Annotated in this window: 14 protein-coding genes; 5 read left to right on the top strand and 9 right to left on the bottom strand. The window is 40.8% G+C overall.

All coding sequences use genetic code 11. The features are described from left to right. Positions 1–38 precede the first annotated feature (38 nt). A complete protein-coding gene (locus AC3ISB_RS07010) occupies positions 39–455 on the top strand; it encodes an organic hydroperoxide resistance protein (protein ID WP_480339200.1) in 417 nt (138 codons plus the stop codon). 52 nt (positions 456–507) lie between these two features. Here AC3ISB_RS07010 and AC3ISB_RS07005 read toward each other — a convergent pair whose 3' ends face one another. Continuing rightward, the gene (locus tag AC3ISB_RS07005) at positions 508–1824 is read right to left on the bottom strand and encodes an MFS transporter (protein ID WP_144550102.1); all 1317 of its coding nucleotides are present in this window, start codon (positions 1822–1824) and stop codon (positions 508–510) included. A 215-nt stretch (positions 1825–2039) separates the two neighbouring features. Here AC3ISB_RS07005 and AC3ISB_RS07000 point away from each other — a divergent pair, with 215 nt between their 5' ends. The 3 genes from AC3ISB_RS07000 (at position 2040) to yidC (ending at position 4867) form a co-directional block, all read left to right on the top strand. Next, a complete protein-coding gene (locus AC3ISB_RS07000) occupies positions 2040–2861 on the top strand; it encodes a glycerophosphodiester phosphodiesterase (RefSeq protein WP_489275904.1) in 822 nt (273 codons plus the stop codon). Between the two features lie 904 nt (positions 2862–3765). Next, the gene (locus AC3ISB_RS06995; RefSeq protein WP_098371207.1) at positions 3766–4053 is read left to right on the top strand and encodes a hypothetical protein; all 288 of its coding nucleotides are present in this window, start codon (positions 3766–3768) and stop codon (positions 4051–4053) included. Positions 4054–4081: 28 nt separating this feature from the next. Continuing rightward, the gene (gene yidC / locus AC3ISB_RS06990; protein WP_144527003.1) at positions 4082–4867 is read left to right on the top strand and encodes a membrane protein insertase YidC; all 786 of its coding nucleotides are present in this window, start codon (positions 4082–4084) and stop codon (positions 4865–4867) included. A gap of 110 nt (positions 4868–4977) precedes the next feature. Here yidC and cphA read toward each other — a convergent pair whose 3' ends face one another. Together cphA and AC3ISB_RS06980 are read right to left on the bottom strand one after the other, a co-directional pair. Then, positions 4978–7602 carry a cyanophycin synthetase gene (gene cphA, locus AC3ISB_RS06985; RefSeq protein ID WP_489275902.1) on the bottom strand — a complete coding sequence of 875 codons (2625 nt, stop codon included), beginning with the start codon at positions 7600–7602 and terminating at the stop codon, positions 4978–4980. Continuing rightward, positions 7599–8411 (bottom strand): cyanophycinase, encoded by an 813-nt coding sequence (locus AC3ISB_RS06980; RefSeq protein WP_144527001.1) that lies wholly within the window; start codon positions 8409–8411, stop codon positions 7599–7601. The genes cphA and AC3ISB_RS06980 overlap by 4 nt, the downstream gene beginning before the upstream one ends. Positions 8412–8585: 174 nt before the next feature. Between AC3ISB_RS06980 and AC3ISB_RS06975 the strand changes: the two genes are divergently transcribed. After that, complete coding sequence (locus tag AC3ISB_RS06975; protein ID WP_098371211.1) at positions 8586–9008, top strand: pyridoxamine 5'-phosphate oxidase family protein; 423 nt, start codon at positions 8586–8588, stop codon at positions 9006–9008. 135 nt (positions 9009–9143) lie between these two features. Here the strand turns inward: AC3ISB_RS06975 and AC3ISB_RS06970 are convergent, their stop codons facing one another. From AC3ISB_RS06970 to opp4B, 6 genes are all read right to left on the bottom strand, one after another. Further along, positions 9144–10190, bottom strand: coding sequence for a M42 family metallopeptidase (locus tag AC3ISB_RS06970; RefSeq protein WP_141992480.1), 1047 nt, complete (start codon positions 10188–10190; stop codon positions 9144–9146). Positions 10191–10283: 93 nt separating this feature from the next. After that, positions 10284–10421: a hypothetical protein gene (locus tag AC3ISB_RS06965; RefSeq protein WP_480339204.1), complete on the bottom strand. Its 138-nt coding sequence runs from the start codon at positions 10419–10421 to the stop codon at positions 10284–10286. 31 nt (positions 10422–10452) lie between these two features. Then, on the bottom strand, positions 10453–10641 hold the full coding sequence (locus AC3ISB_RS06960; RefSeq protein ID WP_480339205.1) for a hypothetical protein: 189 nt from the start codon (positions 10639–10641) through the stop codon (positions 10453–10455). Positions 10642–10750: 109 nt separating this feature from the next. Beyond that, on the bottom strand, positions 10751–12514 hold the full coding sequence (opp4A, locus tag AC3ISB_RS06955) for an oligopeptide ABC transporter substrate-binding protein (protein ID WP_489275899.1): 1764 nt from the start codon (positions 12512–12514) through the stop codon (positions 10751–10753). Between the two features lie 19 nt (positions 12515–12533). Further along, positions 12534–13433, bottom strand: coding sequence for an ABC transporter permease (locus AC3ISB_RS06950; protein WP_370028930.1), 900 nt, complete (start codon positions 13431–13433; stop codon positions 12534–12536). 22 nt (positions 13434–13455) lie between these two features. After that, positions 13456–14421, bottom strand: a complete 966-nt coding sequence (opp4B, locus tag AC3ISB_RS06945; RefSeq protein ID WP_098371215.1) for an oligopeptide ABC transporter permease — start codon at positions 14419–14421, stop codon at positions 13456–13458. Between the last annotated feature and the right edge of the window lie 12 nt (positions 14422–14433).

The following is a 14433-nucleotide window of genomic DNA, read 5'->3' as shown; positions in this document are numbered from 1 at the left end:
ACTAAAGATAATAAGAATAAACAAAGGAGTTGTTTTCATTGAAACCATTATATACAGCTACAGTTACCGTACACGGTGGTCGTGAGGGACATGTTAAATCAGAGGACGGGATTCTGGATTTCGATGTGAGGTCACCGAAGGAATTAGGTGGTTCCGGTGAGCGTGCTACAAATCCTGAACAGTTATTTGCAGCCGGTTATGCAGCTTGTTTTGACAGTGCCTTGAATCTTGTTCTGCAAAAAGAAAAGAAAAAATTCGATACTTCCGTGACGGCAAATGTCACGATTGGTAAAGATGAGGAAGACGGTGGTTTTAAATTAGCTGTAAGGTTGGATGTTTCGATTCCCGACCTAAGCAGGGAAGAAGCCGAAGACTTTGCCAAAAAAGCTCACATGACCTGCCCTTATTCAAAAGCAACTCGCGGGAACGTCGATGTCACCTTGATTTTAGTATAAAAATATGCAAGGGAATGGATACGGCATTAAGGCCGGCTCCCTTCCCTTTTTACTATTTCACTTCTTCCAATCCCTTCAGCTTCAAAAGAAAGCCCAGACCTATTACCGCCATGATGATCAGTGACCCTAATGCCATCCGGCTCGCCAATGTACCGAGGTCATGGAATACCAACGTTATCGTTCCATATAAAAGCGGACCGATTATGGAAGAAACTTTTCCGGAGAATGCAAATAGTCCAAAAAATTGCCCCCTCTTCTCTACCGGGGTCAATTCAATGATATATGTCCGTGATGTCACCCACATCGAACCTAGTGAAATACCAAACATACTCCCTGCAACCCAGAACCAAAGAGCGGTTTGTGCGAAGACTGCTATAAATAAAGCGACCAAGAGCAGAACTCCCACATATGTCACAGCTAGCCGCGGTCCCTTCGACTGAGTGATATATCCAAACAGAAACGATCCGGCAATACTCGATACTGTCGATACCAAGTAAAGCAAAATGAATCCGCTTGAGGAAAATCCAACAACAGTCTTGGCATATACGGCCATCATGCCGATAGTGGTAGCAATTGCATCATTTAAAAAGAAATAAGCAATCATGAATGTAAAAACCGATCGATAGGATTGCATCTCTTTAAATGTTGATTTAATTTCCTTATAACCGGATAAAAAAGGTTGTTTCGCTTTTTGCTGTTTTGGAGTCTCTTTTAAGAAAAAGAATAAAGGAAGGGAAAAAACCAAAAATAAAATCGCCGTTGGAATAAAGGCTTCATGTGAACTCCCTTTACTAATGAATGGATAGATCGACAGTCCCACTAACGTTCCAAGATAACCTACCGCCACTCCAAATCCTGATATAAGCGGCAATTGCTGTTTCGTGCCTAAATCACTCATCATCGTATCATAGAAAACAAGACTCGAATGATAGAAAAACTTTGCTATCACAAATAAAAGAATGACGATCGCTAAGGAAATTGGAATGCCCAGAAGCTTTCCATCGAACGGAGCCCCTCCAAATACCCCCATTAAAAATGTACATACAACAGAAATGAGTGTAAAAATTATAATGTATTTTTTCATTTTTCCCGTTCGATCGATCATGACTCCGAACAGCGGGGAAAACAAAACAAGAAACAAACTGGCAATCGCATTAGCGTAGGAGATGAAGGTACTTGCAATCTGATCAAGAACGGCATTTTCCCCAATCTGTTCCTGGAGGAAGAATGGAAAGAAAATCGTATTTATATTAGAAGAAAAAATCGTATTGGCAAAATCGTAAAACGCCCAAGAGAGAATGGGCAGGGAAAAATATAAACCAAAATTCCCCTTCCATTTTTTAGACTTCGGTTTCACCTGCAATTCCATCCGCTTTCCCTCCTTTATAGATGCTTAAATTATATGTATTCCATACCTTTACAATAAATCCTTTAAGTCTGGATTATAACATTGTGTAAAACATGATTTTTTCCTGCCTAACATGTAAAATTATGAAATAAGGCTGTCCTGCTAACTTCTTCTTTATATTCTTTAAGTTTGGGTAAAGGATATATAAAATAATGTGCCTAATAGGAGTGTGAAAGATGATTGCATTTATTCTTATTATCTTGTTAACCATACTTGTCCTGTTCGCTATCTACGCTAAAAGATCAAAGAGTGATTTCCCTGAAAACTTCATAATGCAGCATTCCCCCCTTAAAATTGGACATCGCGGTGCATCTGGATATTGCCCCGAGAATACCATGGCTTCTTATATTAAAGCAATTGAATTGGGAGCTGATTTCCTGGAAGTGGATATCCATCTTAGTAAAGATGATGTACTTGTGGTTCATCATGATCCCACACTGGATCGAACCACAAACGGCAAAGGAAACCTTCGTGATTACACGGCAGCCGAATTAAAGGAACTTGATGCAGGAAGCTGGTATCATTCTCGCTATAAAAACGAAAGGATTCCTTTACTGAGTGAGGTATTGGAGAATTTCGGGTCAGAAGTTGGAATCTTAATCGAAATAAAACATCCATCTGCTTATCCTGGCATTGAACAGAAACTTGCAGAAGAATTAGAGAAATTCCAAGAATATCCAACAAGTAAAAATAGGATAATGGTACATTCGTTCGATATGGAATCCATGAAAAGGTTTCATCAATTAATGCCGGACATACAAGTGGGCGTATTGATAAAACGGCGAATTAATGACCAAAAATTAAAAGAGATTGCCGAGTTTGCATCATTTTTGAATCCAAAGCAAACGATTTTAAGTACGAAGCTGCAAATGCGAATCCAAAAGCATGGGATGAAAGTATATACATGGACCGTTAACAATAAAAAACAAATGCGCATGTTCAAAAAGATGCAGTTAGATGGTATCATTTCTGATTTTCCTGATTATTTCCTGGATTGAAACTTTGAATGTGTTTGCCTATTATTTTTTCTTTAAAAACGTTCCAGTTGATTTCAGAAATCCGCCCCTTTCAACATCAAGCGGGATCTTGGCTAGCCAGTTATTCGGTAGGGGTGTCGCAAATTCCTTCAAGCCAGTCAGGGTTTCATTTCAAGTATTCTTTTATAATCATGGTTCGGGGTGAGACCATTCGAACTCCCCCTTTGTCGACAAACTGAACAATCCGCAAATGCGGATTGTTTTTTTAATAACATTGAAATGATTGTATCTCATGCCCATCCGTACCATTATAGGCCCATCGCTGTTGGCCTCGTCTCCATCGATAACCTGCCACGGAATTTAACCGACAAGTGGGGGAAAGCCAAAATGAGCGGACATTCTTAAGCCATACATAAGTATGTTGGTAAAAGCACCCTTTCATTGAACCAGTGTCAATTGCCTTATACATCCATCGTGAAAGTTGTGGAATAATTAAAGGCGGAGCTATATGAGGCGGGCCTCCTCCGTAGGACGGACCAGGCGGAATCCTTACATCCATTATTTGATCTTTTAATGGATTATCCATGCTTCGGGGATGTGCATTTTGATATAAATTATTTTCAGTACCGTTATGGCGGTTCTGTTTATCGAATGAATTGAACTTCCTTTTATCCGTATGTAGACGTATGACCATGTGTGCAATCTTCGCTCTCGAATCTAGGTTCTATATGACCTTTAACCAGAAATTAATGCACCAGAAAATATTCCCTGTTTATTTTTTGAAAAAATCCCTATATTTTTTGGCTTTCTTGTACTAGAATTTGATATAGTGTTCTTAATGATTTAAACTTATTCAAGTCCCTAAATCGTTTTTGGGGACCAACCGAACTAAATTTTCTTATCTTAGAAAAAACGAGGGATTCCTATGTGGGAATTATTATTAGAATTCGATTATCAGACCGTTCGCCATGCGGTATGGGCAGGTTACTTATTTACCTTTGTCTTTCCACTGGCTGCGTTTTACTTCTTAAATAAAAAGCAATCACTCTTGAACGACAAATATCAAGCTTCCGTTCATTCAGATAAAAGTAAATCTCCTGTTCAGAAAGGCAGCACTTTTGACTGGCGCGGTGCACAGCGCTTTTTCACATTTATCCGGCACAAGGATTCACCCGATGATTCCGATGAGCCAAGCCTCCTTCTCGTTGTTTAAACATTAACAATTCGAGGAGGAAATTATAATGAAGAAGAAAAACATGTTTCTAATTGCCGTCCTATTTTTGGCAACGACCCTTTTGACAGGATGCTCAGCAGCAACGAGCGGTCCATTTCATACTGCATTGGTTAATCCTATGACAAAAATGCTAGAATTTAATGCTGATTTATTTAATGGCAACTATGGTATAAGCATCATCATGATGACATTTTTGATTCGCCTTATATTGCTTCCACTGACTGCCAAGCAATATAAAACACAGCTTAGCATGAAAACGAAGATGAGTGGGCTGAAACCGGAAATGACAGCAATCCAGCAGAAAATCAAAGAGACGAAAGATCCAGCTAAACAAAAGGCCCTTCAACAGGAAATGATGCAGCTTTACCAAAAACATGGAGTCAATCCTTTAAACATGGGCTGTCTGCCGCTCTTAATTCAAATGCCGATTCTAATGGGCTTTTATTATGCGATTCAAGGTTCCCATGAAATTGCGACACATAGTTTCCTTTGGTTCAGTCTTGGCCAGCCGAATATTGCCATGGCGATTATTGCTGGTGTCATTTATTACTTCCAATCGGTCATTTCCATGAGACAAATGCCGGAAGAACAGCAGAAACAAATGAAGATGATGAGCCTGCTCTCACCAGCAATGATTTTATTCATTTCTTTCTCTGCTCCTGCTGCATTGCCGCTGTATTGGTCGATCGGAGGCATATTCATGATTGTTCAGTCAATCGTGCTTCAGCGAATATATAAAAAAGACCATGCCGCTGTCTCGGCTGTAAAAGAAACGGGTATTAAAAAAAGCTAATCCACTTGGATTAGCTTTTTTCATATCAGTCACTTTCCAGCTTCACTGAAACTCCTCAAGCTTGCCTTGATGGACAGTGAAGGGATTTTTAGGGCGAAATGCACTTTATTTTATTTCTTCGGCAATGGATTTGTTGTTGAAACCTTTTCGAAAAACCTCTCTACATATTCGAAATCCGTGTAAAAGAACAATAATAGATCACCCGGTTGTGATGTTTCCCAGGCTTTTACGAATGCATCCAATTCATTAGGTTCGATGAATGTCCGATCTTTATGTAACCCAGCTTCTACGGCAGCTCCCTGAAGCAGCCCCGCTACTTCGAACGGCTCCCTTCCACGCAAATCATCATCTTCTTTAATGATGAACAGATCAGAATTCATGGCCGCCACCTTGGAGAGCCTGATAAGCTCTTCATCAATACGGTCCCCCGGTCCTGCCAAAACAGTGATAAGACGATTTTTGTTATAGGCACTGACCGTTTCGAATATAGCCTTCAATCCTGCTTCATTATGGGCATAGTCGATGATGATCGTGCGCTCTTTCAATTTTTTTAAATTGAAACGTCCTTTGGACAAATTCGTATCAGGCATAAATGTGGCAGCCTTCCTTCTTAGTTCTTCCATTGAAATGCCTTGTGTTTCGGCTGCGGCTAACGCCTGAAGTAAATTGGCGATATTATGACGTGCCATGCCTGAAATCGTAATTGGAATAATGGTGCAATCCATAAATTGATGGATGACTCCATCAGATGAATGACAAATCACGCCTTGTTCATTGACGTACCAAACTTTACCTCCCCCATTTATCGCAGCCTTCACGTGAGGCTGGGTGGCATCAGTAGAGGTGTAAATAACCTCCCCATCTGTATAGGCGTTCATGACAGCTACATTCGGATCATCTGCATTCAGCACACAATAACCTGTTTTCATTACGACTTCGGCTACCAGCCTCTTTAATTTTATGAGATCATCCAATGTATCGATTCCATCATGGCCGAGGTGATCCTCACTTACATTGGTGATGATCCCCACATCACATTTACGAAAAGCCAGACCTTCACGCAGAATTCCGCCCCGGGCCGTTTCCAATACGGCTACATCAACTTCAGGATGGGCCAATATCATTCTTGCACTGACAGGGCCACTGCAGTCACCTTGATCCAATACCTCATCGCCGATATATACTCCATCAGAATTTGTCATACCCACCTTTGTTTTTTCATTAGTAAGAAAATAATGAACCAATCGCGTTGTTGTCGTCTTTCCATTTGTACCGGTCACTGCGATGATCGGTATAGCCGCCTCTTCCCTAGTCGGAAATAAGTAATCGACAATGGCTTTGCCTACATCCCTTTTTTTTCCTTCACTCGGATAATGATGCATTCGAATTCCCGGTGCAGCATTCACTTCAATAATCGCAGTCCTTGAATGTTCGATTGGTTTTGATATATCCTCACAGATAAAATCTATTCCGGCTATATCCAAACCGATCGCTTTCGCGGCAGCAACAGCCATATTTTTAATGGTAGGGTGAACCTGGTCCGTTACATCGATTGCCTTTCCACCAGTCGAAAGATTTGCATTGCCGACAACTTGAACCAATTCCCCTTGATTCGGAATGGTATCGAGCGTCCGGTTCGATTTTTCCAAGTAACACGTCACGGTATGTGTAAGTGGAATTTTTGACATCGGCTTTTCATGACCTTCTCCCCGCAACTCATTACAATTTTCCTTTTCTATCAAACTGCGAATCGTTTCCTTACCGTTGCCAATAACATAGGGAGGAAGCCTCAAACTAGCGGCGATAAGTTCTCCGTTGACTATCAGTAACCGATAATCATGTCCTTCAATATGCCGTTCGACAATGTACTTCTCCACATGCAACTCCAAACAATTAATTACATTGAATAGTTCATCCTTATTTTTGATATGGGTGATGACACCCTGCCCCTGTCTCCCATTATACGGTTTTATGACCAGTGGAAAACCCAGCCTGTCCGCCGAGGCAAAGATATCTTCAATGGAGTGGGCAACTTCCCCTTCAGGTACAGGGAGACCACACCCTCTTAAAATTGATTTAGTCAATGATTTGTCACATGAATTCTCAACGGCAATATTCGAAGTTTGGCTAGATATTGTCGCCTGGACATACTTCTGCCTTGTACCGGTTCCTAACCGCAGTAAGCTTTCATCACCCATTCGCTCGACAGGGATATCTTTTGCCTGCGCTGCCTTAAAAATGGCTTCGGTACTTGGCCCCAGTTTATTTTTATAATATAACTGCTCTATTTGTTTTACATAAGATTGTACATTTATAAGTTTCTCACCATTCAGGATGGCTTCCACGATATCTTTTGCTGCTAAAAAAGCTTGAAGACCTGAGTGAGGCTCCTGATAGTCAAAGGTAACATAATAAACACCCTTCTTTTCCATCATTATCGTTTTTCCACGAACGGCTTCGATTCCGGCCAAGTTTTGAAGCTCAATCGTTATATGCTCCAATATATGTCCCATCCATGTTCCTTTTCTCAGCCTTTCGGCGAAACCGCCTCGATATCCTTTTGAACATGTATGGCTTCCCAAGTTCGGGAGCGCCTTTAACAATTTTTCATTGAATCCAGGTATTGAATCAGATGGTTTCTGTTCAAGTTCCCCTATATCCAATTCAATGCAAATCGTAGGTGTGTAAGCAAAATAATTAGGTCCTTTTAAATAACGGACTCGATTGATCATCATTGTTGGATCCCCTTTTTCATCAACAATTTCCTGGTAAGCAGGTCAAAACGGTATCCCCTGGTTAGTGCATGAAGGTTAAATCCCGAAAGAGTCAACTCTTCACTGCCATTATCAGAAGATGTGATATTGATATAATCACTGGTGCTGCCATCAAGAACCAATACTTGATGTTGGCCAACTACTTCAAAATGACCGTCTTTAACTAAAATTGCTGTATTTTCATCAATGCCAATACCCATAATTTCTTTATTCCCTGCTATCGCACTTAACAGACGATCAAAGCGGCCACGCTGGGAAAAATGTTGATCGATTATCAGGCCGTCAAGGAAGCCAAAGCCTACCCCAATTTCAACCTTTAATTTATTGGCATTCAGCATCGTGTCAGCAGCGACGATCATGTACTTACCTAAAATCGAAGCGCCAGCACTTGTCCCTGCTATCACCATTCCTTTATGCCAGGCTTTAGAAAGGGCATCGTGGAACTTGGTTTTCCCAATCAGTTCAGACAATCGGCTTTGATTTCCCCCTGAAATGAAGATAGCTGAAAAAGATTTCAGCTGTTCACAAATTGCAGGATCATCTGCATCCTGCCTTGAATCCAGCTTGATCACTTCCACCCTGTTCACGCCTAAATCCCTGAAGATCTTGATATACTCTGCACTCACTTCCTCAGGAATTTCACTTGCTGTAGGCAATATTCCTATTCCGCCGTCGTTATGGGTTGCAAGCTCGACAAATTTATTTAATACTTCACCTTCAAGGCACTTATCCTCTGCCCCGCCAATGATAAGTAATTCACCACAATTCATTCATCATACTCACCTTTACAAATGGATTAACATCATGAAACAGAACACATAATGACTAGTATGGCAAATTCTTTCAGTCTTCATTCATAAAAATGGCAAACTGCATAATTTTGTTTAACTTAATGGAAAAAGAGGAAAAGTAATAGAGTAAAAAAATAAAAGGAGTGTGCAAAAATGAGCCAAAACCAATTAAAAGAAAAAGTATTGAACATCATTCGTGATCATAAAATAGGAGTTTTATCTACAGTTGAAAACAACAAACCACATTCACGCTATATGACATTTCTTAACGATGAATTAACTTTATACACACCAACGAGTGGAAAGACGGAAAAAATTGATGAAATTGAAAAGAATCCTAATGTTCATATTCTGATCGGCTATGATAATGAAGGATTAGGCGATTCCTACCTGGAAATCTCAGGTACCTCGAAAATTAACGATTCACAGGATTTGAAGGATAAATTATGGAATGAATCATTTGAAGATTGGTTCGAAGGTCCGAAAGATCCCAATTATTTAATCCTTCAAATTAAACCGGAAAGCATTCGGTTGATGAACAACAATGGTGAACCTCCACAAGAATTATCATTATAAATCATTAATATTTGTCACTCACGAGTAAAGTGACCAAACTCACGAGTATTGCGCCAAAACTCAAGAGTATAATAAGAATATCGCTAAAAAACCAATAAAAGCCCGCACTCATGTGAGTGCGGGCTTTTTTCAAGATTAAACCAACTCTGATTGGATATAATGCAAAATCAGATTGGCTGTATGTTTTAATGAAGAGACATGCGTCCGCTCGAAGGCATGTGAAGCATCAATCCCCGGTCCGATTAGACCATGTACGACATCATAGCCTGCCCGGATCGCTGCGGAAGCGTCCGAACCATAATATGGATAAATATCGACGCGGTAGTCGACAGCATTTGCTTTGGCAAGGGCGACTAGATGCTGACGTAATTTATAATGATAAGGACCCGAGGAGTCTTTTGCGCAAATGGAAACGCTGAATTCATCCGTAGATTGTCCATCACCGATCGCTCCCATATCGACAGCTAGATATTCCACTGTTTTCTCAGGGATATTGGAATTACCGCCATAGCCGATTTCTTCATTGTTTGAAATCAGGAAATGGGTCGTATTTGCCAATTTTATCTTTCCTGCGGAAATGAGGTCAATGATATGAAGCAGGATGCCGACGCTTGCTTTATCATCCAAATGCCTTGATTTCAAAAAGCCTGTATCCGTAACTTCCACTCTCGGTTCAAAGGAGACAAAATCTCCAACAGAAATGCCAATGGCTTCAGTTTCCGCTTTAGTTTTCACGACAGCATCTACCCGGACCTCAATTGTCTCATCATCACGCTTGGCATCCCCGGCATTTTTATATACGTGGACAGAGGTCTGATTGATTAAGATGGTCCCGGTGATAATTGCTCCGTCAGCTGTGTGGATTTTACAATACTCCCCTTCCACTGAGTTCCAGCGAAAACCGCCGATCATCGTCAATTTAAGGCGGCCATTTGCCTTGATTTCCTTTACCATGGCTCCCAAAGTATCGACATGGGCAGTCAGCAAACGATGTTTGCCATCATCTTCGCCTTTTAATGAAGCAAGCAATGCCCCTTTATTCGTGATCTTATAAGGAACCTTCCTCTGCTCCATGAAATCGGCCGCGTATTTAATGGCTTGATCTGTATAGCCGGAGGGGCTAGGTATGGACACCAATTCTTTTATGTATGATACGATCTCTTCTTCTTTGATCAAACTCATGCATATCTCTCCTTTCCTCTTTGTTCATTATATCTTTTCATGGGAACTTTTAACATATTAAAAGACCGCCAAAAGACGGTCCTATTAATCGATTTAACCCATATGGGCCAGGACAGGCAAGATGGCCATAACTAATGTTGAAATGCCATATAACGCTAAATTCTCCATATTAACTTTTCTTTTCCACTTATCTCGCCATACTTTGTATCTGCCTATATCTTCGTTCCTCATAAAAAAACCTCCTTCATGATGAAAGTTCAACTTATTTCAACTGTCTTTGTTTGTTGGACATTTCCTTCATATATTCCAAGAAGGCAATTCTCTTTTCGTCTGGATAGGCTACAATGTCAGCAATGATTTCCACTTCAAGAGGTTTCAATAACCGGCCGACCGATTCAGTAAACAATATTTCTAACTCTCTCTTTGTTTCATTAGGATTTCTCACTTCCATCAATATCACCCTTCCAATTACTTACTATTATCTATATAACCTTTATCCACTTCATTGAAACGCAAAAAAATCGACCGCCCATAAAGGCAGCCGATAGTCATCAATTAAATTATTTCGTTACCCCCACATTATGCCACTGATATTGGCGGCCTGCGAGATAATCATAACCTGTAACACGTTCATTCACTCCTGCCAATTGATAACGGAATAATGTCGGAATGACCGGAACCTCATCATAGATCAATTCTTGCCACTCATTATACGTATCGATTCGATATTGATCATCAAAGGCTTCCTCTGAAATCCCTTTAGCAAGAAGCTCATCATTTTTTTCATTCACCCAGCGGGTATAGTTAAATTCCGCAGATCTAGCCCATAGACCAGATGGATCCGGATCGGAAGCGACTCCCCATGCAGCTGAATAAACATCAACTTGATCATTATCCTTTTTCAATAGGTCATAGAATGAATTGAACTCATGCAGCCTACCATCCTGCAATTCAACATCCAAACCTACTTGTTCCCATTGTTGGATATAATACCTTGCAAGAGGCTCGGAAACATCGGAACCGCTCATTGAAGCAAAGTTGATCTTGAACTCTTTTCCATCTGCATCTTCACGCATGCCATCTTTATTCGTATCTACAAATCCTGCTTCATCCAAAAGTTTTTTAGCTTTTTCAGGATTATATTCATATGGTTTTACATCTTTATTATTATATTTAAAGTTCGGCGTAATGACAGAATTGGCAGGGAAGCGAAGGCCCTTGTACATCTTTTCTCCAACTTCTTCATTATTGATGGCATATGCCATCGCCTGACGAAGGCGTTTGTCTCCGAATTTAGGATTCTCATCCATAATATTTTCTTCTTTTTCTTTATCATAGTAGCCGAAATTGAAACCAATATAGGAATAAGCCAATTCAACTTTCCCCAATAATTCGACATTATCCAATTCCTTGGCCTGATCATATTGCTCAGCCAAGACCTCCGCTACATCGAGGTCACCATTTTCAAGTGACTTGACGACAATAGACGGATTCACGACTTTCAATGTGATACTGTCCAATTTAGGTGCACCGCGGTAATAATCTTTATTCGCTTCAAATTCGACTGCTTCCCCCTGAACGATTTTCTTCACTTTGAATGGTCCAAAACCAATCGGATTTTTACGGATTTTATCCGAAGATTCCAACTCTGCAATCGGAACATCTTTTAAGTATTCTTTATGAAGCGGGTATGTCCATAATCCAGTCGTGACGGAAGGATTCGGTTTTTTGAATGTGAAAATGATTTTCTTGCCGTCGACTTTAATGCCTGAAATCTTATCCGCTTTCCCTTCATGATACTCTTCCATACCCTCGATTAAAGCCATTTGTTCATCATAGCGTACACCTTTGTAATCTTTGCTTCCCATGACAAGATATGCATATTCTAAATCGGCACCTAGCACAGGTTTTCCATCTTGCCAATTTACATTATCCTTAATCGTCAGCGTAACCGTTTTATGATCGTCTGAAATCTCATAGGAAGCGGCACCTTCATTCGTATATACATAGTTTTCATCTGTATCCAATAAATCTTCATCAAAGAATGTGATAACTTGATTATCGGGTTCGCCTTGATAGAAAACTTTGTTTAATATCCCTTCAAACGGAGTATCGGATACCAAACCATATGTCAAATGGCCGCCTTTAATCGGCTCTCCTTGATTTGTCGTCTTTGTCGGGAATTTAGAGGTATCGACCTGTTCGACATCTTTCCCTTTTTTCTCTTTCGTTGACGATTTCTCCGTATCATTCGAACATGCAGCAAGCAGTAGAGACGAAATGGCCAATGCACTTAATACCTTACTGTAGCTTTTGATTTTCATATCCTACACTCCCCTTTTTTTATCCTCTTCTTTGTCTTGCATCGGCGGCGCGTTTTAACGCTTGACCAACGAAATTTATACTCAGCATCAACACTAGAATCATGAGTGATGCGGGTACCCATATCCACCACTTGTTTTCCAGAACATCTGGATTTCGAGCATAACTGATGAGCGTCCCTAAACTAGGTGTGCTCTCCGGAAGACCGAACCCTAAGAAAGTCAAACTGGATTCTAAGCCAATATTGCCTGCAAGGTTCAAAATGAAGTTGACGATGATCAATGAACTGACATTGGGCAGAAGCTGAAACAGAATGATTTTCCAATGTGGTGTCCCGAGTGTCTGTGAGGCGTGGATATAATCCAGCTCACGCTCAGACAAAGCCTTTGAACGAATCAGTCGTGCCTTTCCTGTCCATAAAAACATCGTCATGATTAAAATGAAAACATATACATTGAAGATCGGCACAATCACGACTACAACGATGATGAACATCATTTGCGGCAGGGCAATCACGAAATCGATAATACGCATGATCACATTATCGGTTGCCCCGCCAAAGTAGCCCGCCAGAAGCCCTAATGATAAACCGATGATAGCCGTGAATAATGTAATGAATAAACTGATCGTGAATGAATTTCTGGTACCAATTATCAGTTGTCCGAATACATCCCGGCCACCATAATCGGTTCCAAGCCAATAGTCTGAAGATGGTTCCAAATAAATGGAAAGAAAATCGACCTTGGCTATTTCCTTGGCGTCCATGAAAAACGACGCACCGTAAACAAAAAGCAATATGGCTGCTAATATAATCAATGAGCCCATGGCAAGTTTATCCTTTTTGATTTCCTGCCAGATGATCTTGATTCCTGAAGGGCTCACATCGTTAACTTGTATGTTCTTTCCGGTTTCCACTTTCATTTCCATACGACTCACCCCGCTCCTATTCTATCCGTATGCGCGGATCGACCGCACTAAGTATGATGTCCGAAAGAAGAGTGCCAAGCAGAGTGGCAAATCCCGTCATCATGACGATGGCCGTGACAACACTGAAATCTCGCAGACTGACTGAACTAAGGAAAAGCTGCCCAAGTCCCGGATAACTGAAAATGGTCTCGATTATGACCGCGCCGCCGACCAATCCAGTAATTTCATAACCTAAGAATGCTGCTATCGGTAAAAAGGAATTTCTCAGGATATGCCGTGAATATACTTTTGATTCAGGCACTCCCTTCGAACGCGCTGTCCTTACGAAATCCTTGATTTTATTATCGATGATTTCATTTCGCAAATATTGGATCGTACTTGTTGTTGCAATTAAAGCTGTACTTAAAGCTGGTAAAATCAAATGATTGATCTTGCTTACAACATAGGCGAATGTTCCTTCATCCACTTTTGAATCGACACTGCCCCCAGACGGGAACCAATCTAGGGCAAATCCGAAAACGAATAACATGATTAAAGCAAAAATGAAAATCGGCGTGCCAAACCCTAAATAGCTATAACCCGTAACGGTTTTATCCACCCAGGTATCGTTATACCTTCCGCTAAGTATGCCTAATGGAATAGCAAGCATATATGTAAAGATCAGCGTGACCAATGCCAGGAACACCGTGTTCCAAAGCCTGTCTTCGATCACATCCATAACGGGCGTCTTATGTGTATAGGAAATACCGAAATCCCCCTGTACTGCATTGGATGCCCACCTTAGATATTGTTGGTACCAAGGGTCATTCAAACCCAGCTCTTCCCTGATCCTATCAAGTTCGGCTGGATTGGCCCTAGGGTTGATTTCCTGTCCTGACAGTGCATCTCCCGGCATTGCTTTTGCCATCATGAAAACGATGATGCTCAATAAAAAGAGCTGCGGGATCATTACTAATAATCGTCTTAGAATAAATTTCCACATATTCCTTCCACC

Source organism: Peribacillus sp. GL_122 (genome assembly GCF_057835005.1).
The sequence above is the reverse complement of the archived record's forward strand: the minus strand, read 5'-3'. Positions and strand labels throughout refer to the sequence as shown.

Coding starts and splice junctions, on each gene's coding strand:
- yidC (WP_144527003.1), top strand. CDS start 4,082: ATGAAGAAGAAAAACATGTTTCTAATTGCCGTCCTATTTTTGGCAACG.
- opp4A (WP_489275899.1), bottom strand. CDS start 12,514: ATGAAAATCAAAAGCTACAGTAAGGTATTAAGTGCATTGGCCATTTCG.
- AC3ISB_RS06980 (WP_144527001.1), bottom strand. CDS start 8,411: ATGAATTGTGGTGAATTACTTATCATTGGCGGGGCAGAGGATAAGTGC.
- AC3ISB_RS06965 (WP_480339204.1), bottom strand. CDS start 10,421: ATGAGGAACGAAGATATAGGCAGATACAAAGTATGGCGAGATAAGTGG.
- AC3ISB_RS06950 (WP_370028930.1), bottom strand. CDS start 13,433: ATGAAAGTGGAAACCGGAAAGAACATACAAGTTAACGATGTGAGCCCT.
- AC3ISB_RS06975 (WP_098371211.1), top strand. CDS start 8,586: ATGAGCCAAAACCAATTAAAAGAAAAAGTATTGAACATCATTCGTGAT.
- AC3ISB_RS07000 (WP_489275904.1), top strand. CDS start 2,040: ATGATTGCATTTATTCTTATTATCTTGTTAACCATACTTGTCCTGTTC.
- opp4B (WP_098371215.1), bottom strand. CDS start 14,421: ATGTGGAAATTTATTCTAAGACGATTATTAGTAATGATCCCGCAGCTC.
- AC3ISB_RS06995 (WP_098371207.1), top strand. CDS start 3,766: ATGTGGGAATTATTATTAGAATTCGATTATCAGACCGTTCGCCATGCG.
- AC3ISB_RS06970 (WP_141992480.1), bottom strand. CDS start 10,190: ATGAGTTTGATCAAAGAAGAAGAGATCGTATCATACATAAAAGAATTG.
- AC3ISB_RS07005 (WP_144550102.1), bottom strand. CDS start 1,824: ATGGAATTGCAGGTGAAACCGAAGTCTAAAAAATGGAAGGGGAATTTT.
- AC3ISB_RS06960 (WP_480339205.1), bottom strand. CDS start 10,641: ATGGAAGTGAGAAATCCTAATGAAACAAAGAGAGAGTTAGAAATATTG.
- cphA (WP_489275902.1), bottom strand. CDS start 7,602: ATGATGATCAATCGAGTCCGTTATTTAAAAGGACCTAATTATTTTGCT.